17 protein-coding genes are annotated in these 24621 nt (G+C 61.2%); 12 read left to right on the forward strand and 5 right to left on the reverse strand.

The features are described from left to right. Positions 1-24 precede the first annotated feature (24 nt). The 4 genes from hslV to ACIQY3_RS30410 all read right to left on the reverse strand — a co-directional run bounded on the left by hslV (position 25) and on the right by ACIQY3_RS30410 (position 5692). Positions 25-555, reverse strand: coding sequence for an ATP-dependent protease subunit HslV (gene hslV / locus ACIQY3_RS30395; RefSeq protein ID WP_007899242.1), 531 nt, complete (start codon positions 553-555; stop codon positions 25-27). Positions 556-787: 232 nt separating this feature from the next. Then, positions 788-1495: an SPOR domain-containing protein gene (locus ACIQY3_RS30400; protein ID WP_213940135.1), complete on the reverse strand. Its 708-nt coding sequence runs from the start codon at positions 1493-1495 to the stop codon at positions 788-790. Position 1496: 1 nt separating this feature from the next. Continuing rightward, on the reverse strand, positions 1497-3233 hold the full coding sequence (gene argS / locus ACIQY3_RS30405) for an arginine--tRNA ligase (protein WP_403027344.1): 1737 nt from the start codon (positions 3231-3233) through the stop codon (positions 1497-1499). A gap of 239 nt (positions 3234-3472) precedes the next feature. Beyond that, positions 3473-5692, reverse strand: a complete 2220-nt coding sequence (locus ACIQY3_RS30410; RefSeq protein WP_054054617.1) for a primosomal protein N' — start codon at positions 5690-5692, stop codon at positions 3473-3475. A 286-nt stretch (positions 5693-5978) separates the two neighbouring features. Between ACIQY3_RS30410 and rpmE the strand changes: the two genes are divergently transcribed. The 3 genes from rpmE to ACIQY3_RS30425 all read left to right on the forward strand — a co-directional run bounded on the left by rpmE (position 5979) and on the right by ACIQY3_RS30425 (position 8473). Further along, the gene (gene rpmE, locus ACIQY3_RS30415; protein WP_053116643.1) at positions 5979-6206 is read left to right on the forward strand and encodes a 50S ribosomal protein L31; all 228 of its coding nucleotides are present in this window, start codon (positions 5979-5981) and stop codon (positions 6204-6206) included. Positions 6207-6220: 14 nt separating this feature from the next. Then, on the forward strand, positions 6221-7024 hold the full coding sequence (locus ACIQY3_RS30420; protein WP_403027349.1) for a thermonuclease family protein: 804 nt from the start codon (positions 6221-6223) through the stop codon (positions 7022-7024). Positions 7025-7204: 180 nt separating this feature from the next. Continuing rightward, a complete protein-coding gene (locus tag ACIQY3_RS30425) occupies positions 7205-8473 on the forward strand; it encodes a malic enzyme-like NAD(P)-binding protein (protein WP_403027352.1) in 1269 nt (422 codons plus the stop codon). A 317-nt stretch (positions 8474-8790) separates the two neighbouring features. On the opposite strand, the gene ACIQY3_RS30430 is transcribed toward ACIQY3_RS30425, so the two are convergent. Next, positions 8791-11232 (reverse strand): penicillin-binding protein 1A, encoded by a 2442-nt coding sequence (locus ACIQY3_RS30430; RefSeq protein WP_403027383.1) that lies wholly within the window; start codon positions 11230-11232, stop codon positions 8791-8793. Between the two features lie 218 nt (positions 11233-11450). Between ACIQY3_RS30430 and ACIQY3_RS30435 the strand changes: the two genes are divergently transcribed. The 9 genes from ACIQY3_RS30435 (at position 11451) to gltB (ending at position 24491) form a co-directional block, all read left to right on the forward strand. After that, positions 11451-12515: a pilus assembly protein PilM gene (locus tag ACIQY3_RS30435; RefSeq protein WP_403027355.1), complete on the forward strand. Its 1065-nt coding sequence runs from the start codon at positions 11451-11453 to the stop codon at positions 12513-12515. After that, the gene (locus ACIQY3_RS30440; protein WP_403027358.1) at positions 12515-13081 is read left to right on the forward strand and encodes a PilN domain-containing protein; all 567 of its coding nucleotides are present in this window, start codon (positions 12515-12517) and stop codon (positions 13079-13081) included. Before ACIQY3_RS30435 ends, ACIQY3_RS30440 begins: the two co-directional genes overlap by 1 nt. Further along, positions 13078-13701, forward strand: coding sequence for a type 4a pilus biogenesis protein PilO (gene pilO / locus ACIQY3_RS30445; RefSeq protein ID WP_403027361.1), 624 nt, complete (start codon positions 13078-13080; stop codon positions 13699-13701). The genes ACIQY3_RS30440 and pilO overlap by 4 nt, the downstream gene beginning before the upstream one ends. After that, positions 13698-14225 (forward strand): pilus assembly protein PilP, encoded by a 528-nt coding sequence (locus ACIQY3_RS30450; protein WP_403027364.1) that lies wholly within the window; start codon positions 13698-13700, stop codon positions 14223-14225. The genes pilO and ACIQY3_RS30450 overlap by 4 nt, the downstream gene beginning before the upstream one ends. A gap of 13 nt (positions 14226-14238) precedes the next feature. Further along, a complete protein-coding gene (gene pilQ / locus ACIQY3_RS30455) occupies positions 14239-16326 on the forward strand; it encodes a type IV pilus secretin PilQ (RefSeq protein ID WP_403027367.1) in 2088 nt (695 codons plus the stop codon). 4 nt (positions 16327-16330) lie between these two features. Then, the gene (aroK, locus tag ACIQY3_RS30460; RefSeq protein ID WP_123402540.1) at positions 16331-16849 is read left to right on the forward strand and encodes a shikimate kinase AroK; all 519 of its coding nucleotides are present in this window, start codon (positions 16331-16333) and stop codon (positions 16847-16849) included. A 151-nt stretch (positions 16850-17000) separates the two neighbouring features. Next, positions 17001-18101: a 3-dehydroquinate synthase gene (gene aroB / locus ACIQY3_RS30465; protein WP_403027371.1), complete on the forward strand. Its 1101-nt coding sequence runs from the start codon at positions 17001-17003 to the stop codon at positions 18099-18101. A 10-nt stretch (positions 18102-18111) separates the two neighbouring features. Further along, on the forward strand, positions 18112-19695 hold the full coding sequence (locus ACIQY3_RS30470) for an SPOR domain-containing protein (RefSeq protein ID WP_403027374.1): 1584 nt from the start codon (positions 18112-18114) through the stop codon (positions 19693-19695). 350 nt (positions 19696-20045) lie between these two features. Further along, entirely contained in the window at positions 20046-24491 is a 4446-nt protein-coding gene (gene gltB, locus ACIQY3_RS30475; protein WP_403027377.1) for a glutamate synthase large subunit, read from the forward strand. Positions 24492-24621 lie beyond the last annotated feature (130 nt).

Genomic DNA, 24621 nt, shown 5'->3' on the forward strand with positions numbered 1-24621 from the left:
CCGTGGCACTGGGCCGAAACAGGCTTACTCGGCGAGGTCCTGCTCCTCAATGGTGAAGGTGTGGTTGGTGAATACACAGATGTCGCCGGCGATGCCGAGCGCGGTTTCGACGATTTCCCGGGCCGACAGATCGGTTTTCTTCAGCAAGGCACTGGCTGCTGCTTGAGCGTAGCCGCCGCCGGAACCCATGGCGATCAGGCCTTCTTCGGGTTCGACCACGTCACCGTTGCCGGTGATGATCAGGGAGGCGTCTTTGTTGGCGACCGCGAGCATGGCTTCGAGGCGGCTCAGGGAGCGGTCGGTGCGCCATTCTTTGGCGAGTTCGACAGCGGCGCGAACCAGGTGACCCTGATGTTTTTCGAGCTGGCCTTCAAAGCGCTCGAACAGGGTGAAGGCGTCGGCGGTGGCCCCGGCAAAACCGGCGATGACCTGGCCGTGGTACAGGCGACGAACTTTCTTCGCGTTGCCTTTCATCACGGTATTGCCGAGAGAAACCTGGCCGTCGCCGCCCATGACGACTTTGCCGTGGCGGCGAACTGAAACGATGGTGGTCAAGGGAGAGTCTCCACGCAGCGGGGCGAAAATGCCTTATGCCAACTCATATGGGGGTGGTGGAGCGTTTTTCAACTGCGGGGCGGGAGAGGGGACGAGTGGTGTGCGTAATGATCGTTCCCACGCTCTGCGTGGGAATGCAGCCCGTGACGCTCCGCGTCACTGGACGCGGAGCGTTCCTTGAGGCATTCCCACGCAGAGCGTGGGAACGATCAACGCGGTACCACTGAGGGGATTAGCGGCTCTGGCGTTGTTGTAACAACAGGTTGCTAAAACCGCTGCCCGCCAGTTGTTTCTGGGCGGTGGTCAGTTGTTCGCGGTTGCTGAACGGCCCGACCAATACGCGGTACCAGGTCTCGTCCTTGACCATGCCGGACTCAACTGCCACGGCCTGGCCGAGCAGGATGATCTGCGCGCGTACTTTGTCGGCGTCAGCTTCTTTGCGGAACGAACCGGCCTGCAAGAAGAACTTGGTCACTGGTGCCGCTTTCGACACCGGTGGCGGTGGTGGCGGCGTAATCCCCGCCAATGCAGCCTGAGCCCGCGCGGTGTCGATCTTCGCCGCTTGCTCCGGTGTCACTGGCGTAGTCGGCACGGCCGGCACTTGTGGCGTCGGCAGGGTTTTCTCCGGCACCGCGTCCGGCGGCACGATCACTTCCGATTCCGGCAGCAAAGTGTAGAAGTCGTACTTCGGCTTCACCGGTTGCGTCGGGCTCGGCGGGGTCTTGTTGGCCTCGGCGATCTTGGTGGCTTTCTGCTGTTCGATCTTCTCGCGCTTGACGCTTTCGCTGCCCTTGCCCGGCTCCAGCTTCATCAGGAACACGATAAACGCGCCGACCGTCAGGCCGATGGCCATCCACAGCCAGCCCGGAATCGGCTGCTTGGCAGGAGCGGTGTAACGACTGGCGCCGCGCTTGGGTGCAGGTTTTTTCTTGGCAGCCAACTTACATACGCTCCAGAGTTTCCAGACCCAAGAGTTCCAGGCCTTGCTTGAGTGTGCGACCGGTCAGCGCGGCAAGGCGCAGACGGCTCTGCATTTGCGCCGGGGTGTCGGCAGTGAGGATCGGGCAGTTCTCGTAGAAGCTGGAGAACAGGCCGGCGACATCGTACAGGTAGGTGCAAAGGATGTGCGGCGTTCCTTTGTCGGAAACGTTGTTCAGCACTTCGCCGAACTGCGCCAGTTTGGCCGCCAGTTCATGTTCGTGCGCTGCTTCAAGGACGATCTGGCCTTCGACTTCGCTGAAGTCCTTGCCGAGCTTGCGGAACACGCCGGCCACGCGGGTGTAGGCGTACAGCAGGTACGGCGCGGTGTTGCCTTCGAAGTTCAGCATCAGGTCGAAGTTGAAGCTGTAGTCGCTGGTGCGGTGCTTGGACAGGTCGGCGTATTTCACCGCGCCAATGCCCACGACCTTGGCGATGTTGCGCAGATCGTCTTCGGCCAGCTCCGGGTTCTTCTCTTTCACCAGGGTGTAGGCGCGGTCCTTGGCTTCGTTCAGCAGGTCGACCAGTTTCACGGTGCCGCCATCACGGGTCTTGAACGGACGGCCATCGGCGCCGTTCATGGTGCCGAAGCCCATGTGTTCCATTTCCATCGGGTGCGTCACGAAACCGGCCAGGCGCGCGACCTGGAACACTTGCTGGAAGTGCAGGGCCTGACGCTGGTCGACGAAATACAACGCACGATCAGCCTTGAGCTTGCCACTGCGATAACGCACGGCCGCCAGGTCGGTGGTGGCGTAGAGGTAGCCGCCATCAGCCTTGACGATGATCACCGGCAGCGGGTCGCCGTCGGCGTTCTTGAATTCGTCGAGGAACACGCACTGGGCGCCGTTGCTTTCCACCAGCAGGCCGGCAGCCTTGAGGTCGTTGACCACGTTGATCAGGTCGTCGTTGTAGGCGCTTTCGCCCATCACGTCGGCCATGGTCAGTTTGACGTTGAGTTGTTCGTAGATCGCCTGGCAGTGGGACAGCGAGATATCGCGGAAACGTGACCACAGCGCCAGGCACTCGGCGTCGCCGGCCTGCAACTTGACCACCAGGCCACGGGCGCGATCGGCGAACTCTTCGGAGCCGTCGAAGCGCTGCTTGGCGGCGCGGTAGAAGTTTTCCAGGTCCGACAGTTCGTCGCTGGTGATCGGGTTTTCTTGCAGGTACGCCATCAGCATGCCGAACTGGGTGCCCCAATCGCCGACATGGTTCTGACGGATGACTGTGTCGCCGAGGAACTCCAGGACCCGGGCCACGCCGTCGCCGATGATGGTCGAGCGCAAGTGGCCGACGTGCATCTCTTTGGCCAGGTTCGGTGCCGACAGGTCCACCACGGTGCGTTGCGCCGGGCCGGCCTTGCGCACGCCCACGTGATCGTCGGCCAGGGCGGCGTCCAGGCGCGCGGCCAGGGCTTGGGTGTTCTGGAAGAAGTTCAGGAAACCCGGGCCGGCGATTTCGGTCTTGGTGACGTTTTCGTCAGCCGGCAGGGCGGCGATGATTTTCTCGGCCAGGTCGCGGGGCTTCATGCCCGCCGGTTTGGCCAGCATCATCGCGATATTGCTGGCGAAGTCGCCGTTCTTCTTGTCGCGGGAGTTTTCCACCTGGATCGCCGGCGACAGGCCTTCAGGCAACACACCTTCGTTGACGAGTTGGGTGATGGCTTGTTGGATCAGCTGGCGAATGGTGTCTTTCATGGTGTTCTCTTTCGACCGCAAGCGCGGCGGCGCCTGGATGCGCTAGTGGAAAAACTGGGCATTATCCGTGGCATAGACGTGCTTGCCAACTATAGCGGGCAGGTTATGGATATGTGGTGACAATTAGGGCCTCTTCGCGAGCAAGCCTGCTCCCACACTGGATCGGCGGTGTTCATCCATTATGTGCCTGGCACAAACCCCCTGTGGGAGCGGGCTTGCTCGCGAAGGCTATCTCAAAATCAATACAAATCGACGGGGTCTACATCAAGCGACCAGCGCACCGCCCGCCCACTCGGCATCTGCTCCAGCGCCAGCAGCCAACTGCTCAGCAACCGATGCAGCGGCGCCCGCGCCGTCGCCTGCAACAACAACTGCGCGCGGTAACGCCCGGCGCGACGCTCCATCGGCGCCGGCACCGGCCCGAGCAACTCGATACCGCTCAGATTCTGCTCGGCCAGCAATCGTTCCGCTTCGCTGCACGCCTCATCGAGAAAACCTTCGGCCTGCCCTGGTTTGTGCGCTTCGGCCCGCAACAGCGCCAGGTGTGCAAACGGCGGCAGACCGGCGGCGCGGCGTTCGCTCAAGGCTTGTTCGGCAAAGGCGAAGTAACCCTGTTCGGTCAGCTGCACCAGCAATGGATGGTCGGCCAGGTGGGTCTGGATGATCACGCGGCCCGGCTCTTCAGCCCGGCCCGCGCGGCCGGCGACCTGCACGATCAGCTGCGCCATGCGCTCGCTGGCGCGGAAGTCGCCGGAGAACAGCCCGCCGTCGGCATCCAGAATCGACACCAGCGTCACCCGTGGAAAGTGGTGTCCTTTGGCAAGCATTTGTGTGCCGACCAGGATGCACGGCTGGCCTTTTTGAATGGTCGCGAACAGCTGATTCATCGCGTCCTTGCGCGAGGTGCTGTCGCGGTCAACCCGCAGCACTGGCACATCCGGGAACAGGATCGCCAAGCGTTCCTCGGCGCGCTCGGTGCCCGCGCCCACAGGTCGCAAATCGACCTTGCCGCATTTCGGGCAGTGCCGGGGCACGCGTTCGACGTAGCCGCAATGGTGACAGCGCAATTCGCCGGAGCGCTGATGCACGGTCATCCGCGCATCGCAGCGCTGGCATTCGGACATCCAGCCGCAATCATGGCAAAGCAGGGTTGGCGCAAAACCACGGCGATTGAGAAAGACCAGTACTTGTTGACCGGCGGCCAGGGTCTGGCCGATGGCTTGCTGCATCGGCCCGGAAATGCCGCTGTCCAGCGGACGACTTTTCACGTCCAGGCGCAGGAATCGCGGCTGCTTGGCGCCGCCCGCGCGCTCATTCAGGCGTAGGAGGCCGTAACGACCTGTGTAGGCGTTGTGCAGGCTTTCCAGTGAAGGCGTGGCGGAGCCGAGGACGATCGGGATGTTTTCCTGCCGGGCGCGGACCAGGGCCAGGTCGCGGGCGTGATAGCGCAAGCCTTCCTGCTGCTTATAAGAGCCGTCGTGCTCTTCGTCGATGATGATCAGGCCGGGGTTCTTCATCGGCGTGAACAGCGCCGAACGGGTGCCAATAATAATGTCGGCGTCGCCATCACGGGCGGCGAGCCAGGCTTCCAGGCGCTCACGATCGTTGACTGCCGAGTGGATCAGGGCGATGCGCGCGTTGAAGCGCTGCTCGAAGCGCGCCAGGGTCTGCGGGCCGAGATTGATCTCCGGGATCAGCACCAGCGCTTGCTTGCCGGCCTCGAGGGTTTCGCGGATCAGCTGCAAATAGACTTCGGTCTTGCCGCTGCCGGTGACCCCCGCGAGAAGGAACGCGTGATAACTGTCGAACCCGGCGCGGATCGCTTCATAAGCGGCGCGCTGTTCCGGGTTGAGCGGCAATTCCGGCTGGGCCAGCCAATGTTCGTGGCGGGCGTCGGGGGCGTGCTTGCGGATTTCCACTTGTACCAGGTCTTTGGCCAGCAACAGGTCGAGGCTGTCCTTGCTCAGCATCAGTTTACTCAGCAACTGATGGGCGACGCCGTGGGGATGCTGCGCCAGAGTCGCCAGGGCTTCACGCTGGCGCGGGGCGCGGGCAATGCGCGGATCATCCAGGCTGGCGCCGGGGGCGGCGGACCAGAAGCGTTCCTGGCGTGCTTCGGCCAGTTCGCCCTGGCGCAACAACACCGGCAGCGCCCAGCTCAAGGTGTCGCCGAGGCTGTGTTGATAATACTGGGACGTCCACAGGCACAGTTTGAATAGCGCCGGCGGCAGCGGCGGCGTGGCATCGAGCAGAGCCAGGGCCGGTTTGAGTTTTTCGACCGGCACTTCGCTGGTGTCGGTGACCTCCACCAGAATCCCGATCATCTCCCGCCGGCCGAACGGCACCCGCAGACGCATGCCCGGCTGCAACTGGGCGCGCAGGACCCCGGCCGGGGCACGGTAATCGAACAGGCGGCGCAGCGGCGAAGGCAGGGCGAGGCGCAAAATGGCGTCGGGCACGCGGGGGGATCTCGATAAACGGAAAAATTAACAGCAGAGCCATGTCCTGTGGGAGCGAGCCTGCTCGCGAAGAGGGAGTGTCAGTCAGCATTTATGGTGTCTGATACAACGCTTTCGCGAGCAGGCTCGCTCCCACAAGGGCGGCGATTTGGTCGGGAGCCTAGCAGACGGTCGGTAGAAGGGACAGCTTGCGTGATTGTCATTGTCTGGTAGAATCCGCGGCCTAATTACGTGCGGTATTCAACAATAGTGTTGAGTGGCGGCACGCTAGCCTGAGGAATACACCATGAAAGCCGATATCCATCCAACATACGAAGTCACCGCAGTTACCTGCAGCTGTGGCAACAAGTTCGAAACTCGTTCGAACCTGGCCAAGCCTTTGGCGATCGACGTATGCAATGAGTGCCACCCGTTCTACACCGGTAAGCAGAAGACTCTGGATACTGGCGGCCGTGTACAGCGCTTCGCAGACCGTTTCGGTGCCTTCGGCAAGAAACCTGCTGCTGCAGAGTAAGGTTCAAAGGCCCTATGGGCTTTTCCTTGCTAACGAAAAAGGCGTCCCTTGCGGGCGCCTTTTTTGTGTCCGCGATTTGGCTTTCCGGCGCCCAGGCCTTTTGCCCGGCGCCGAGCGGTTTGACGTCCGTCACCGTGCAGCGAGTAGTGGACGGCGACACCCTGCGCCTGAGCGATGGCCGCAGTGTGCGCATGATCGGCTTGAACACTCCGGAGCTGGGTCGGCAGGGCCGCACCGACGAGCCGTTCGCCGTCGCGGCGCGCAAGCGCCTCGAGGCGCTGGTGGCTGCCAGTAAGGGTCGGGTGGGTTTGCTCCCGGGCAAAGAGGGCAAGGATCGCTACAACCGCACCTTGGCGCATGTCTATAGCGCCAATGGCGCCAACCTCGAAGCACAGATGCTCGCTGAAGGGCTCGGTTTTCAGGTAGCGGTCGCGCCGAATATCGATTTGGTGAGTTGCCAGCAATCAGCGGAACGCGCAGCCCGGCAGGCCGGTCTCGGGCTGTGGCGACAGTCGCCTGTACTGAAAGCGGATCAGATCAAGGCGTCCGGTTTTGCGCTGCTCAGCGGTCGTGTGAGCAAGGTACAACGCAATCGCGGCGGGGTTTGGATCGAGTTGCAGGATTCGGTTGTATTGCGCGTTGCACCCAATTTGCTCGGGCAATTCGATGTCGCTGCGCTGGAGCGGCTGAAGGGCAGGCAGATCGAGGCTCGCGGCTGGGTGCTGGACCGTTCGCGGCGTGGTGGGCTCGATGACGGTCAGGCGCGTTGGCTGTTGCCGTTGAGCGACCCAGCGATGCTGCAAGTCGTCGGCCGATAAAAAATTGTAGACATTTTTCAAACTGATTGTGAACAGTCCATCCCTTGTGTTCCGTGGCTCTTGGCCCAAAGTCGTAGGGCAGGGCGCTTGACAGGGGTGACCGGTCAGTCTTGTAGGGACTTTACGACACGCGTATCCTCGGCGGTCCGTCTGTCCAACAGTAAAAAGCGGAATGCCCACATGTCTGATTTGAAAACTGCCGCTCTCGAATATCACGCCCATCCTCGTCCAGGGAAGCTGAGTGTCGAGCTCACCAAGGCCACCGCTACCGCCCGCGACCTGTCGCTGGCCTACAGCCCCGGCGTAGCCGAACCAGTACGCGAAATCGCCCGCGATCCTGAACTGGCCTACAAATACACCGGTAAAGGCAACCTGGTTGCAGTCATTTCCGATGGCACCGCGATTCTCGGCCTGGGTAACCTCGGCCCATTGGCTTCCAAGCCAGTGATGGAAGGTAAGGGTGTACTGTTCAAGCGCTTCGCCGGCATCGACGTGTTCGACATCGAAGTCGACTCCGAAAGCCCGCAAGCCTTCATCGACACCGTCAAGCGTATCTCCATCACCTTCGGTGGCATCAACCTGGAAGACATCAAGGCGCCTGAGTGCTTTGAGATCGAACGTGCTCTGATCGAGCAGTGCGACATTCCGGTATTCCACGATGACCAGCACGGCACCGCGATCGTTACCGCCGCCGGCATGATCAACGCCCTGGAAATCGCTGGCAAAACCCTGGCCGACGCCAAGATCGTCTGCCTGGGCGCCGGTGCGGCCGCCATCTCCTGCATGAAATTGCTGGTGAGCATGGGCGCCAACATCGAAAACATCTTCATGGTTGACCGTACCGGTGTGATCCACTCCGGCCGTGACGACCTGAACCAGTACAAGGCTGTCTTCGCTCACGCGACCGACAAGCGCACCCTGGCTGATGCCCTGACTGGTGCAGACGTGTTCGTCGGCCTGTCCGGCCCGAACCTGCTGAGCGCCGAAGGCCTGAAGTCCATGGCGGCCAACCCGATCGTGTTCGCGTGCTCCAACCCGGATCCGGAAATCTCCCCGGAACTGGCACACGCCACCCGTAACGACGTGATCATGGCCACCGGCCGTTCGGACTACCCGAACCAGGTCAACAACGTACTGGGCTTCCCGTTCATCTTCCGTGGTGCCCTGGACGTTCGCGCCAAGCGCATCAACGAAGAAATGAAAGTGGCCGCGGCCAACGCCCTGCGTGAACTGGCCAAGCTGCCGGTTCCTCAGGAAGTGTGCGACGCCTACGGCGGCATCAAGCTGGAATTCGGTCGTGAGTACATCATCCCGAAACCAATGGATGCCCGTCTGATCACCGTGATCTCCGATGCCGTGGCCAAAGCCGCTATCGAGACTGGTGTGGCGACCCTGCCGTATCCGAAGAACTATCCGCTGAAAAGCGTGGATGACGTGTTCAACGGCTAAGCCGTTGTAGCGCTTCAACCGAGAAGCCCTGGCTCTATTGAGTCGGGGCTTTTTTATGCCTGAAGGGTTTTGCGGCGGTTTTGCTGACCTCTTCGCGAGCAAGCCCGCTCCCACCTTGGAGTGCGTTTCCCAGTGGGAGCGGGCTTATTGATCGTTCCCACGCTCTGCGTGGGAATGCCTCAACGGACGCTCCGCGTTCGGCTTTGGATGGGACGCGGAGCGTCCCGGGCTGCATTCCCACGCAGAGCGTGGGAACGATCGGTGTAAAAAAGCCCCGCACTTCTTTCGAAGGCGGGGCTTTTTGTTGCGTCAGCCGATCAGAACAAATCGATCGGTGCCGCTTCATCCGCTGGCAGCGGGCTGCCCGGCGCTGTGCCGTTGCCCAGCTCGTTCACCGACGGTGGCGTGTCTTCGGCCTTGAACAGCTCAAAGTACGCTCCAGGCGTGCTTGGCGTGGCCGCACGGCCGCTGACCGGGTCGACCCGCAGGCTGAGGATGCCTTCCGGCTCCGCTTGCGTATGCGGCGGTTTGCCTTTGAGCGCGGCGCCCATGTAGTTCATCCAGATCGGCAACGCGACGGTGCCACCGAACTCCTTGCGACCCAGGCTTTCAGGCTGATCGAAACCGGTCCAGACCGTGGTCACGTAATCCGCGTTATAGCCGGAGAACCAGGCATCCTTGGATTCGTTGGTGGTACCGGTCTTGCCCGCGATGTCGGGACGGCCCAGGGCCAGCGCACGGCGGCCGGTGCCGAGCTTGATCACGTCCTCAAGCATGCTGTTGAGGATGAACGTAGTGCGGCCATCGACGATCCGCTCGGCCAAGGCCGGGGTTTGCGGCAACGTGCCGGGAGCGGCTGGCGCCTCGCCCGGGGTCGCATTGACCGTGAACGGCTGCGCGACCGGTGCGGCCAGACCTGCGGTTGCCGCATCGCCCTGAGGCACGGCGGGCGGATTGGCGACGAACAGCGTGTCGCCGTTGCGGCTTTCGATCTTGTCGATGATGTACGGCGTGATCTTGTAGCCGCCGTTGGCGAACGTGCTCCAGCCGGTGGCGATTTCCATTGGCGTCAGGGTCGCGGTGCCCAGCGCCAGGGACAGGTTGCGCGGCAGGTCCTGCTTGTTGAAGCCGAACTTGCTGATGTAGTCGATGGTGCGATCAACGCCCAGCGCCTGCACCAACCGGATCGACACCAGGTTGCGCGACTTGTACAAGCCTTCACGCAAACGGATCGGCCCGAGGAAGGTGTTGGTGTCGTTCTTCGGACGCCAGACCTTGTCCAGGTACTCGTCGACAAACACGATCGGCGCGTCGTTCACCAGGGTCGCGGCGGTGTAGCCGTTATCCAGGGCGGCGCTGTAGACGAACGGCTTGAAACTCGAACCCGGCTGACGCTTGGCCTGCAGGGCACGGTTGTAATTGCTCTGTTCGAAAGCGAAGCCGCCGACCAGCGAGCGAATGGCGCCGTTCTGCGGATCCAGGGAAACCAGTGCACCCTGGGCCTGTGGAATCTGGCTGAACTTCAGCGAGTTGTCCGGCTGGCGTTGCACGCGAATCAAGTCACCGACCTGGGCCACGTCCGCCGGCTGCTTCGGATTGGCGCCCATGCTGTTGGTGTTCAGGAATGGTCGCGCCCACTTCATGCTGTCCCAGCCAACGTGTTCGTCGCCGGTGCGGGTCATCACTTGCAGGCCGTTCTTGTCGACCTGGGTAACGATGGCCGGCTCCAGGCTGCTGATGGTGCGCTGCTTGGTCAGTTCGGTGGCCCAGGCTTCACGGGTCTTGCCCGGCAGGCGCGACTCAGGACCGCGATAGCCGTGGCGCTGGTCGTAGGTCATCAAACCTTCGTGGACCGCGGTATTGGCCATTTCCTGCAGATTGCTCGGCACGGTCGTGGTGACGCGGAAACCTTCGGTGTAGGCGTCGCTGCCATAACGGCCGACCATTTCGGCACGGGCCATCTCGGCGATGTACGGCGCGTTCACTTCCGGGGTCGGCACGTGATAGCTGGCGTTCAGCGGTTCGTTGATTGCGGTGGTGTAGTCGGCTTCGGTGATTTTCCCGAGCTTGTACATGCGCCCCAGGATCCAGTCGCGACGCTCCTTGCTGCGGGCCGGGTTGGCCAGCGGGTTAAAGCGCGACGGTGCCTTGGGCAGGCCGGCGATCATCGCCATCTGCGCCAGGCTCACATCCCGAATCGATTTGCCGTAGTAGACCTGCGCCGCCGCCTCGATGCCGTAGGCGCGGTTACCCAGGTAGATCTTGTTGACGTACAGCTCAAGGATTTCGTCCTTGGTCAGCTGCCGTTCGATCTGCAGGGCCAGGAGGATTTCGGTGGTTTTGCGCGAGAAGCTGCGTTCGCTGGTCAGGAAGAAGTTCTTCGCCACCTGCATGGTGATGGTGCTGCCGCCGGACTGGATATGGCCGCTTTTAACCAGTTGGGTCGCGGCGCGCATCAGGCTGCTGGGGTCGACCCCATAGTGGTTGGCGAAGTTGTCGTCTTCAGCACTTAGTAACGCATTGATGAAATTGGGGGGAATGTCGGCGAAACGGATCGGAGTGCGGCGCATTTCGCCAAATTCTGCGATCAACTTGTTATCGCTGCTGTATACCCGTAGAGGAATCTGCAACTGAATGCTTCTCAGCGCCTCCACGGACGGCAATCCCGGACTAAGGTAAAGATAGGCGCCACTGAGACCTAAAAGCAGTCCGCAGAAAACGGCGACGATGGACCAACCGAAAAATTTCAGCAGACGAATCAAGGCGTTTGGACATCCAGGGTAAAGAATGAATTTGGCGTCAGGGTCCCGGTTACACAGAGAACGACCCGCGCTGGCAGTAAAAGCGGAAAAAAACGCTGGGCATTATAAGCATTTTTCCGTGGTGGGCGTCATTGGCGCTTCTGTCAAGACGCAGGGATTGAACGCAATGCACATTACAGAGTCCGTAACTCACGGATAGTCATAGGGAATTGGTAGTGCTAGGACTCTTCAATAAAAAGACCAGAACGCTTCTGGGGATCGACATCAGCTCCACGTCGGTGAAGCTTCTGGAGCTGAGCCGCCAGGGCGACCGCTACCGGGTCGAGGCCTACGCGGTCGAACCGCTGCCGGCCAGCGCGGTAATCGAGAAGAACATCGCCGAGCTCGAAGGTGTGGGCCAGGCGTTGTCACGCGTGCTTCTCAAGGCTCGGACCGGTATCAGGAACGTCGCGGTCGCGGTGGCCGGTTCGGCGGTGATTACCAAGACCATCGAGATGGACGCCGGGCTGTCCGATGACGAGATGGAAAACCAGCTCAAGATCGAAGCCGATCAATACATTCCTTATCCATTGGACGAAGTCGCCATCGATTTCGAGGTCCAGGGCGTATCGGTGCGCAACCCCGAACGGGTCAATGTGCTACTGGCCGCTTGTCGGAAAGAAAACGTCGAGGTTCGTGAGGCGGCCCTGGCCCTGGCCGGGCTGACCGCCAAAGTGGTGGACGTCGAGGCCTACGCCCTTGAACGTTCGTTTGGCCTGCTGGCGACCCAGCTCGCCTCCCATCAAGAGCGCCCGACCGTTGCGGTGGTGGACATCGGCGCGACCATGACCACCCTGAGCGTGCTGCACAACGGCCGGATCATCTATACCCGCGAACAATTGTTCGGCGGCCGCCAGCTCACTGAAGAAATTCAGCGTCGTTATGGCCTGACCATTGAGCAGGCCGGGCTGGCGAAGAAGCAGGGCGGTTTGCCCGACGACTACGTCAGCGAAGTGCTGCAGCCGTTTCGCGATGCCCTGGTGCAACAGGTTTCTCGTTCCTTGCAGTTTTTCTTTGCGTCCGGCCAGTACAACGCGGTCGACCATATTCTGTTAGCCGGCGGCACCGCTTCGGTGCCCGGGCTTGATCGGCTGATCGAGCAGCGGCTGGGCACGCCGACTCAGGTCGCCAATCCCTTCGCCGACATGGCGCTGAGCAGCAAGGTCAACGCCGGCGCCCTCGCCAGCGATGCCCCGGCTTTGATGATTGCCTGCGGTCTGGCCCTCAGGAGTTTCGACTGATGGCGCGGATCAACCTTTTACCCTGGCGTGAAGAACTGCGCGAAGAGCGCCGCAAACGCTTTCTGCTGGTGTTGGTGGGTGTGTTGGTCGGCTCGGTGGGGTTGGTGCTGATTGCCGACCAGGTCATCAGCGGCGCCATCAGCCAACAAATGGCCCGCAACGATTACCTGGGCAAACAGATTGCCGTCGTCGATGAGCGCATCAAGCAAATCAGCGAACTCAAGGCCCGTCGCCAGCAACTGGTGGAGCGCATGCGCATCATCCAGGACCTGCAGGGCAACCGGCAGATCAGCGGTCGAATCTTCGACCAGTTGGCGCGTACCCTGCCGGACGGGGTGTATTTCACCGAAGTGAAAATGCAGGGCAAGACCCTGGCGATCACCGGGGCGGCGGAGTCGAACAACAAGGTGTCGGAGCTGATGCGCAATCTCGATGCCTCGGACTGGTTCGACGCGCCAAGCCTGACCGAGGTCAAGGCGACGACCGCCGGTCAGCTGGATCAGGCCAACGTGTTTCAGCTGACGGTTCGTCAGACCCAACCGGCCACGATGGAGGTCGCTAAATGACGCCATCCGAATGGTTCGAAGGGCTGCGCAAGATCGACATCAACGATCTGGACACCAACAACATCGGCTCCTGGCCTCCGGCAATTAAGGCTTTGGCGGGCATCCTGCTGATGGTTCTGGTGCTGGGGCTTGGCTACAACTTTTACATCAGCGACATGGAAAACGAACTCGATCTCAAGCGCGCGGAAGAATCGACGCTAAAGGATCAGTTCGCCAGCAAAGCCAACATGGCGGCCAATCTGGAGCTCTACACCCAGCAGATGAAGGAGATGGAGAACTCCTTCGGCGTGCTGTTGCGGCAATTGCCCAGCGACACCGAGGTGCCCGGCCTGCTGGAAGACATCACCCGCACCGGCCTGGGCAGTGGTCTGGAATTCGAAGAGATCAAATTGCTGCCGGAAGTCACCCAGCAGTTCTACATCGAGTTACCGATCCAGATCACCGTCACCGGCGCCTACCACGACCTGGCGACCTTCGTCAGTGGTGTGGCCGGGCTGCCGCGAATCGTCACCCTGCACGACTTCGACCTTGCACCGGCCAATCCCGAGGGCGGTACGAAGTTGCGCATGAGCATCCTCGCCAAGACTTACCGCTACAACGACAAGGGGCTGCAAAAATGACCCCTTCTCGTGGTTTAACAATGGTTGTGTTGCTGGCCGGTCTGGCCGGTTGCGGCGGCGACAATGGCTTTGGTGATCTGGACGCTTACCTGAACGAAGTACGTCTTCGTCCTTCGGGCAAGATTGAACCAACGCCCACATTCCGGTCTTACCCAACATTCACCTACAGCGCCGCCAACCTGCGCAGTCCGTTTTCCCGACAGCTCAGGGTTGACCTGGCTGGTCAGAAGCACGGCTCGCGCAACGTCAAGCCTGACCCCAATCGGGCCAAGCAGTACCTCGAAGGTTTCAACATCGAGCAGTTTGAAATGGTCGGCACCCTCTCCAATGCCTCCGGTTCCTTTGCGCTGCTGCGCGGAGCGGGCGGGGTGCACCGGTTGAAAGTCGGCGATTACCTGGGGCGTAACGATGGGCGGATCGTCGCCATCAGCGGCTCGCAAGTCGATGTGGTCGAAATCGTTCCCGATGGCGAAGGCGCCTGGCTGGAACGGCCGCGGACCATCCCTTTGAAAGAGCACTCATAGTGGAACTCGAATAATGAACAGGATTTTCTCAACCCTCGGTATTTCGCTATGGATAGCGCTGCTGTCGCCGATGGTACAAGCGGCCACCCTCAACGCGCTGGATGTCGCCGCGCTGCCGGGTGACCGTGTCGAGTTGAAGTTGACCTTCGACGGGCCGCCACCGCCGCCCCACGGCTACACCACCGAATCGCCGGCACGCATCGCGCTGGATCTGCCGGGTGTGGTCAGCAAACTGGCCAACAAGAATCGTGACCTGGGCGGCGGCAATGCCCGCAGCGCCACGGTGGTGGAAGCCAAGGACCGCACGCGACTGATCATCAACCTGACTCAATTGACGCCTTACAGCTCCAGGGTCGAGGGCAACAATCTGTTCGTGGTCGTTGGGCAGGGTGCGAAAGGCGCCGCAGCCAAACCGGTCGCCAGCGCACCGCGGGCCGCTACCGCAAAACCGGCGCCCGCCAAGGCCTATGCGCCCGTGGGCAAGGCCATTCGCGGCGTGGACTTCCAGCGCGGCACCCAGGGTGAAGGCAATGTGGTGATCGACTTGTCGGATCCGTCCATCGCGCCGGACATCCAGGAGCGCGAAGGCAAGATCATCCTCGGTTTCGCCAGGACTCAACTGCCCGAGCCGTTGCGCGTGCGTCTGGACGTCAAGGATTTCGCCACCCCGGTGCAGTTTGTCAACGCCAGCGCCACCGGCGATCGCGCCGTGATCAGCATCGAACCCAGCGGCGCTTTTGAATATTCGACCTACCAGACCGACAACAAGCTGACCGTCAGCATCCGCGCGGTGACCCCCGACGACTTGCAGAAACGCAATGCCGAACGCTTTGCCTACACCGGCGAAAAGCTCTCGCTGAATTTCCAGGACATTGATGTGCGCTCGGTGCTGCAACTGATCGCCGACTTCACCAACCTCAACCTGGTGGCCAGCGATACGGTGCAGGGCGGCATTACCTTGCGCCTGCAGAACGTGCCGTGGGATCAGGCGCTGGATCTGGTGCTGAAAACCAAAGGCCTGGACAAGCGCAAGATCGGTAATGTCTTGCTGGTCGCGCCAGCGGATGAAATCGCCGCCCGTGAGCGTCAGGAACTGGAGTCGCAGAAACAGATTGCCGAACTGGCGCCGCTGCGGCGGGAGCTGTTGCAGGTCAACTACGCCAAGGCCGCTGACATCGCCAAGCTGTTCACCTCGGTGACCAGCGCCGAGGCGAAAATCGATGAACGGGGTTCGATCACCGTCGACGAGCGCACCAACAACATCATCGCCTACCAGACCCAGGATCGCCTCGACGAGCTTCGCCGTATCGTCGCGCAACTGGATATCCCGGTGCGTCAGGTGATGATCGAAGCACGTATCGTCGAAGCCAACGTCGATTACGACAAGAGTCTCGGCGTGCGCTGGGGTGGGTCGATTCAGAACAAGGGCAACTGGAACACCTCGGGTGTGAGTAATGGCGCCAACGCTTCGAACACTATCGGCACGCCCGGCAGCACCAGCACCAACTCGCCGTTCGTCGACATGGGCACGGCGGCGAATACCTCGGGGCTCGGCATCGCCTTTATAACCGACAACGTGCTGCTCGACCTTGAGCTGACGGCGATGGAGAAGACCGGCAACGGCGAAATCGTCTCGCAACCCAAAGTGGTCACGTCCGACAAGGAGACCGCGAAGATCCTCAAGGGCACCGAGATTCCGTATCAGGAAGCCAGCTCCAGCGGTGCGACGTCGGTGTCGTTCAAGGAAGCTTCGCTGTCCCTGGAAGTGACGCCGCAAATCACCCCGGATAACCGCATCATCATGGAGGTCAAGGTCACCAAGGACGAACCGGACTACCTCAACAAAGTGCAGGACGTACCGCCAATCAAGAAAAACGAGGTCAACGCCAAGGTGCTGGTCAACGACGGCGAGACCATCGTCATCGGCGGGGTTTTCTCAAATACTCAGAGCAAGGTTGTAGATAAGGTGCCATTTCTCGGCGATGTGCCGTATCTTGGCCGCCTTTTCCGGCGTGACGTGGTTTCGGAGAAAAAATCCGAGCTGCTGGTATTTCTCACTCCGCGTATCATGAATAACCAGGCGATTGCTGTGAGTCGTTGATTCTGTGCGAAATTTGATTCTTGTTGGACCGATGGGGGCTGGAAAAAGCACCATCGGCCGTTTGCTGGCCAAAGAGCTGCGCCTGCCATTCAAAGATTCCGACAAGGAAATTGAATTGCGCACGGGCGCCAATATCCCGTGGATCTTCGATAAGGAAGGCGAGCCCGGCTTTCGTGATCGCGAGCAAGCGATGATCGAAGAGCTGTGCGCCTGCGACGGCGTGGTACTGGCGACCGGCGGCGGTGCAGTGATGCGCGAAGCCAATCGTCGGGCCCTGCATGCCGGGGGGCGTGTGGTGTATCTGCACGCCTCCGTCGAGCAGCAAGTCGGCCGCACCTCTCGTGATCGCAATCGTCCGCTGTTGCGCACCGCCGACCCGGCCAAGACCCTGCGGGATCTGCTGGCGATCCGCGATCCGCTTTATCGGGAAATCGCCGATCTGGTGGTGGAAACCGATGAGCGGCCGCCACGAATGGTGGTGCTCGACATCCTCGAACGCTTGCAGCAGCTTCCTCCCCGTTAAAGCGCGGAGCGAAATGCGCTATCCTCGGCGTCCTGTCATGGCCGCTCAAGGTTGTGGCGGATGGCTATCAAATGGCGTCACACCAACAGGCGCCGCGCACCTTCGTTAACTCAAGGCAGGACGCCTGATTCCATCTTCACTGTGGGGACACATGCAGACACTCAAGGTCGATCTAGGCGAGCGCAGCTACCCGATTCATATTGGCGAAGGTTTGTTGGATCAGCCCGAGTTGCTGGCCCCGCATATTCGCGGGCGGCAAGTGGCAATCATCTCCAACGAGGCCGTGGCGCCCCTCTATCTCGAACGTCTGACCAAAAGTCTCGCGCAGTTCTCGGTCGTCTCGGTGGTGCTGCCCGATGGCGAAGTCTTCAAGACCTGGGAAACCCTGCAACTGATTTTCGACGGTCTGCTGACTGCGCGGCACGACCGCCGCACCACGGTGATCGCCCTCGGTGGCGGCGTGATTGGTGACATGGCCGGTTTTGCTGCGGCCTGCTACCAGCGCGGCGTCGATTTCATCCAGGTACCAACCACGTTGCTGTCGCAAGTCGACTCTTCGGTGGGTGGCAAGACCGGGATCAACCATCCGTTGGGCAAGAACATGGTCGGCGCCTTCTATCAGCCCAATGTGGTGCTGATCGATACCGCGACCCTCAATACGCTGCCGGCTCGCGAACTGTCTGCGGGCCTGGCGGAAGTCATCAAGTACGGGTTGATCTGCGACGAGCCGTTCCTCACCTGGCTCGAAGAAAACGTCGATCGCCTGCGCGCCCTCGATCAGGTTGCCCTGACCTACGCCATCGAACGTTCCTGCGCGGCCAAGGCTGCGGTGGTCGGTGCCGATGAGAAGGAAAACGGCGTGCGTGCCACGCTGAACCTGGGGCACACCTTCGGCCACGCCATTGAAACCCACATGGGCTATGGTGTGTGGCTACACGGTGAAGCGGTCGCGGCTGGCACTGTAATGGCGCTGGAAATGTCCGCGCGCCTGGGCTGGATCAGCGAGCAGGAGCGGGATCGCGGCATTCGCCTGTTCCAGCGCGCCGGCCTGCCGGTCGTCCCGCCTGAAGAGATGACTGAAGCCGATTTTCTCGAACACATGGCAATTGACAAGAAAGTGATCGACGGTCGTTTGCGCCTGGTGCTGCTGCGCCACATGGGCGAAGCAGTGGTGACCGACGATTATCCGAAAGAGGTTCTACAGGCCACGCTGGGAGCGGATTACCGCGCCCTGGCTCAGCTTAAAGGTTAATAAGATCCCGATGACTAGTTTGCATGCCGACGAGGCTTTCCTCGGCCATTTCCAGTTAAGTCATGACCCTTTTGCTCCACGGGTGCCTGGCTTCAAATTTTTCCCGGCCCAGCGCAAACCGGTGCTGGGGCAACTGCATCACCTGGCCCGTTACAGCCAGTTGCTGCTGGTGGTCACCGGCCCGCAAGGCAGCGGCAAGACCCTGTTGCGTCAGGCCCTGGTGGCCAGCACCAACAAGCAGTCCGTGCAAAGCGTGGTGGTTTCCGCTCGTGGCGCCGGCGATGCCGCTGGTGTGTTGCGTCAGGTTGCCCAGGCGCTGAACGTGGCCCAGGCCGAGATCGGCGCGATTCTGTCCCAGGTTGTGCAACTCGCGCTGACCGGGCAGGAAGTCTATCTGCTGGTGGACGACGCCGAACAACTCGACGAATCCGCACTCGAAGCGTTGATGGCGTTGGCGGCCGGCGCACCTGAGGGTCGCCCTCATGTGTTCCTGTTCGGCGAATCGTCGCTGATCGCGCAACTGGAGGCTTTGAGTCTCGAGGAAGAGCGCTTCCACGTCATCGAGTTGCAGCCGTACACCGAAGAAGAAACCCGCGAATACCTGGATCAGCGTCTCGAAGGCGCCGGTCGGGGTATCGAACTTTTCACCGCGGATCAGATCTCTGATATTCACGAAAGCTCCGACGGTTGGCCTGGCAATATCAACCAGGTCGCCCGCGATGCGATGATCGAAGCCATGATTGCCAGCCGCACAGCGGTGAAGCGTCCAAGTATGGGGTTCAACATGCCGAAGAAACACGTATTGGCGATTTCCGCCGTAGTCGTGGTCGCGGTAGCCGCCGCCTGGTTGATGCCGGGCCGCAGCAAGACACCGACCACCGGCGCACCGGCCAACGAACAGGCTCAGTTGCCACTGGGCACGCCGAAACCTAACGCTGCCGGGGGCGCTCCTTCGGTAGAGTTCGCTGGCAATACGCAGCCAATGCCGTTACCGCTGGTCGGCCAATCGCAACCGGTCATGCGCAGCCCGCTGGCCGAAGCCGCCGGTGGCATCACCGAAGGCGACGACGGCGTGCCGGTCGAAGGCTCCAGCGCCACACCGCCGACCGTAACGACTGTCGCACCGCCTACCGGCATCCAGCCTGGTCCTGCACCAACCCCGGCCGCCAAACCGGTACCGGCACCGACCCAGGTCGCTACCGCCAAGCCTGCGCCTGCGCCAGTGGCCAAACCGGCTCCAGCGCCAGCCAAGCCTGTGGTTGCCGCCAAACCGGCCGAGAAGCCGGTTACCGTCGCCAAAGCCGCCGGTGGCAGCTGGTACGCCGGGCAAGCGCCGGGCAATTACGTGGTGCAGATCCTCGGCACCAGCTCCGAAGCCGCTGCGCAAACCTTCGTCAAGGAGCAGGGCGGCGAGTACCGTTATTTCAAGAAAGTCCTCAACGGCAAACCGCTTTACGTCATCACCTACGGCAGCTTCGCCAACCGCGATGCAGCCGTTACCGCCATCAAGGCCTTGCCAGCGAAGGTTCAGGCTGGTAAACCTTGGCCTCGCTCCGTCGCCAGCGTCCAACAGGAACTGGCAACAGCTCGCTGATGATTCGGCGGCCTTACCCAGGCCGCCTCTCCCGGCACCTCAAAATTTCTACAAGCGCATGCCGTCTCTACAGACCGCGTGCCTTGTGGTGTCTGCGTCATAGTGGTCTTTGAGTCGTTGCGGTCAAAATTAAAAAAGTTTTGACTAGCACAGCATATCGCTTTAAACCTTTCACAAATGCGACATGGATTTGCGACATTTCGTCGTCAAATTTGTGAGCGTAAGTGTCGGTGTGTACAATGACCTCCCTTTTGCCCCCGCAAAGCCGACGTACGTTCGGCGTGGATGGCAAGTGGTTGAATTGAAAAGAAATTTGCCTCGAAAAGAGGCAGCCTGGTGAGAAAGTGTCTATGAAAGCAGGTCTGTACCAACCAGATGAATTCAAGGATAACTGCGGTTTTGGCCTGATAGCCCATATGCAGGGCGAGCCCAGTCATACCCTTTTGCAAACGGCCATTGAGGCCCTGACCTGCATGACCCACCGCGGTGGGATCAACGCCGACGGCAAGACCGGTGACGGTTGCGGCTTGCTGATTCAAAAGCCGGATGTGTTCCTGCGAGCCATTGCCCAGGAAACCTTCGGCGTTGCACTGCCCAAGCAATATGCCGTGGGCATGGTCTTCTTCAACCAGGACCCGGTCAAAGCCGAAGCCGCTCGCGAGAACATGAACCGCGAGATCCTCGCTGCCGGCCTGCAACTCGTCGGCTGGCGTAAAGTGCCGATCGACACCAGCGTCCTCGGCCGTCTGGCCCTCGAGCGCCTGCCGCAGATCGAACAAGTGTTCATCGCCGGCGATGGCCTGAGCGACCAGGACATGGCCGTCAAGCTGTTCACCTCCCGTCGTCGCTCGTCCGTGGCCAACGCCGCCGACGCCGACCACTACGTGTGCAGCTTTTCCCACAAGACCATCATTTATAAAGGCCTGATGATGCCGGCGGACCTCACCGCCTTCTATCCAGACCTCAGCGACCAACGCCTGCAAACCTCGATCTGCGTGTTCCACCAGCGCTTCTCGACCAACACCCTGCCGAAATGGCCGTTGGCGCAGCCGTTCCGCTTCCTCGCCCACAACGGCGAAATTAACACCATCACCGGTAACCGCAACTGGGCCGTGGCCCGTCGCACCAAGTTCACCAACGATTTGATGGACCTGGAAGAACTCGGCCCATTGGTGAACCGCGTGGGTTCCGACTCCTCCAGCATGGACAACATGCTCGAGCTGATGGTCACCGGCGGCATCGACCTGTTCCGTGGCGTACGGATGATCATTCCGCCTGCGTGGCAGAACGTTGAAACCATGGACCCGGATCTGCGGGCGTTCTACGAATACAACTCGATGCACATGGAACCGTGGGATGGCCCGGCCGGCGTGGTAATGACCGACGGTCGCTACGCGGTTTGCCTGCTCGACCGTAACGGTCTGCGTCCGGCGCGTTGGGTCACCACCAAAAACGGTTTCATCACCCTGGCCTCGGAAATCGGTGTCTGGAACTACCAGCCTGAAGACGTGATCGCCAAGGGCCGCGTAGGCCCCGGCCAGATCTTTGCCGTGGACACCGAAACCGGTCAGATCCTCGACACCGATGCGATCGACAACCGCTTGAAGTCCCGTCATCCGTACAAGCAATGGCTGCGCAAGAATGCCCTGCGCATCCAGGCGACCATGGAAGACAACGACCACGGTTCGGCTTTCTATGACGTCGACCAACTCAAGCAGTACATGAAGATGTATCAGGTCACGTTCGAAGAGCGCGACCAGGTACTGCGTCCGCTCGGCGAGCAAGGCTACGAAGCCGTCGGCTCGATGGGCGACGATACGCCGATGGCCGTGCGGTCCCAGCGCGTGCGCACGCCGTACGACGCTTTCCGCCAGCAGTTCGCGCAGGTCACCAACCCGCCGATCGACCCGCTGCGTGAAGCCATCGTCATGTCGCTGGAAATCTGCCTCGGTGCCGAGCGCAACATTTTCCAGGAGTCGCCGGAACACGCCTCCCGCGTGATCCTCAGCTCGCCGGTCATTTCCCCGGCCAAGTGGCGCTCGCTGATGAACCTCGATCGTCCGGGCTTCGAGCGCGCGATCATCGACCTCAACTACGACGAAAGCGTCGGCCTCGAAGCGGCGATCCGCAACGTCGCCGATCAGGCTGAAGAAGCCGTGCGTTCCGGTCGTACCCAGGTTGTATTGAGTGACCGTCACATTGCTCCGGGCAAGTTGCCGATCCACGCTTCCCTCGCCACCGGCGCGGTGCATCACCGCCTGACCGAAAAAGGCCTGCGTTGCGACTCCAACATCCTGGTTGAAACCGCCACCGCTCGCGACCCGCATCACTTCGCGGTGTTGATCGGTTTCGGCGCCTCGGCGGTCTATCCGTTCCTGGCTTACGAAGTGCTGGGCGACCTGATCCGTACCGGTGAAGTCCTGGGCGACCTCTATGAGGTGTTCAAGAACTACCGCAAAGGCATCACCAAAGGCCTGCTTAAGATCCTGTCGAAGATGGGCATCTCGACCATCACGTCGTACCGCGGTGCGCAGTTGTTCGAAGCCATCGGCCTGTCCGAAGAAGTTTGCGAACTGAGCTTCCGTGGCGTGCCAAGCCGCATCAAAGGCGCGCGTTTCGTCGACATCGAAGCCGAACAGAAAGCCCTCGCCGCCGAAGCCTGGAGCCCGCGCAAGCCGATCCAGCAGGGCGGTTTGCTGAAGTTCGTCCACGGTGGCGAATATCACGCCTACAACCCGGACGTGGTCAGCACCCTGCAAGCCGCTGTGCAGCAGGGCGACTACAGCAAGTTCAAGGAATACACGGCGCTGGTGGACAACCGTCCGGTGTCGATGATCCGCGACTTGTTCAAAGTGAAGACCCTGGACACGGCGCTGGACATCAGCGAGATCGAACCGCTGGAATCGGTGCTCAAACGCTTCGACTCCGCGGGCATCTCCCTCGGCGCCCTGTCGCCGGAAGCCCACGAAGCCCTGGCCGAAGCCATGAACCGCCTCGGTGCGCGTTCCAACTCCGGCGAAGGCGGCGAAGACCCGGCGCGCTACGGCACGATCAAGAGCTCGAAAATCAAGCAAGTGGCGACCGGCCGTTTCGGCGTGACCCCGGAATACCTGGTCAACGCTGAAGTGCTGCAGATCAAAGTCGCCCAGGGTGCCAAGCCCGGCGAAGGTGGTCAGCTGCCAGGTGGCAAGGTCAACGGTTTGATCGCCAAGCTGCGTTACGCAGTGCCGGGCGTGACCCTGATTTCGCCGCCGCCGCACCACGACATCTACTCGATCGAAGACTTGTCGCAGCTGATTTTTGACCTGAAACAAGTCAACCCGAAGGCCCTGGTCTCGGTGAAACTCGTGGCAGAAGCCGGCGTCGGCACCATCGCTGCCGGTGTGGCCAAGGCCTACGCGGACTTGATCACCATCTCCGGCTACGACGGCGGCACCGGCGCATCGCCGCTGACCTCGATCAAATACGCGGGCGCCCCGTGGGAACTCGGCCTGGCCGAAACCCACCAGACCCTGCGCGGCAACGACCTGCGCGGCAAAGTCCGGGTACAAACCGACGGCGGCTTGAAAACCGGCCTCGACGTGATCAAGGCTGCGATCCTCGGCGCTGAAAGCTTCGGCTTCGGCACCGCGCCAATGATCGCCCTGGGCTGCAAATACCTGCGCATCTGCCACCTGAACAACTGCGCCACCGGCGTCGCCACTCAGACCGAGAAGCTGCGCAAGGATCACTACATCGGGACCGTCGACATGGTGGTGAATTTCTTCACCTACGTCGCCGAAGAAACCCGTGAGTGGCTGGCCAAGCTGGGCGTGCGCTCCCTCGAAGAGCTGATCGGTCGTACCGATCTGCTGGAAATCCTCGAAGGCCAGACCGCCAAGCAGCAACACCTGGACCTGACCCCGTTGCTCGGCAGCGATCACATCCCGGCAGACAAGCCACAATTCTGCCAGGTGGACCGCAACCCGCCGTTCGATAAAGGCCTGCTGGCCGAGAAAATGGTCGACTTGGCCACTTCGGCGATCAACGACAAGAGCGGCGCCGAGTTCGCCCTGGATATCTGCAACTGCGACCGTTCGATCGGCGCGCGGATCTCCGGCGAAATCGCGCGCAAGCACGGCAACCAAGGCATGGCGAACGCGCCGATCACCTTCCGCTTCAAAGGGACGGCCGGTCAGAGCTTCGGTGTGTGGAACGCCGGGGGCCTGAACATGTACCTGGAAGGCGACGCCAACGACTACGTCGGCAAAGGCATGACCGGCGGCAAACTGGTCATCGTTCCGCCGAAGGGCAGCGTCTACAAGACTCAGGACAGCGCGATTATCGGTAACACCTGCCTGTACGGCGCCACCGGTGGCAAGCTGTTCGCCGCCGGCACCGCGGGCGAGCGTTTCGCCGTGCGGAACTCCGGTGCTCACACCGTGGTGGAAGGCACTGGCGATCACTGCTGCGAGTACATGACCGGTGGTTTCGTCTGTGTATTGGGCAAGACCGGTTACAACTTCGGCTCAGGCATGACCGGCGGTTTCGCCTACGTGCTCGACCAGGACAACACCTTCGTTGACCGGGTCAACCACGAACTGGTGGAAATCCAGCGGATCAGCGGCGAAGCGATGGAAGCCTATCGCAGCCACCTGCAACGCGTGCTGGACGAATACGTCGCGGAAACCGACAGCGAATGGGGTCGTAACCTCGCTGAAAACCTCGACGACTATCTGCGCCGTTTCTGGCTGGTCAAGCCCAAGGCTGCCAACCTGAAATCGTTGCTTTCCAGCACCCGTGCCAATCCGCAGTGATATGCGCCTGAAGAGTTTGATGAGGTTTTAACAATGGCTGAACGTCTGCCTAACGCCGTCGAGTGCAGCGATGGCGGGCGCGCAGGGGCGAAGAAGAAACTGGTGCGTGACGGCCAGCCAGAGTGCGGGG

This window comes from Pseudomonas sp. NPDC096950 (assembly GCF_044762525.1).
Classification (GTDB): domain Bacteria; phylum Pseudomonadota; class Gammaproteobacteria; order Pseudomonadales; family Pseudomonadaceae; genus Aquipseudomonas.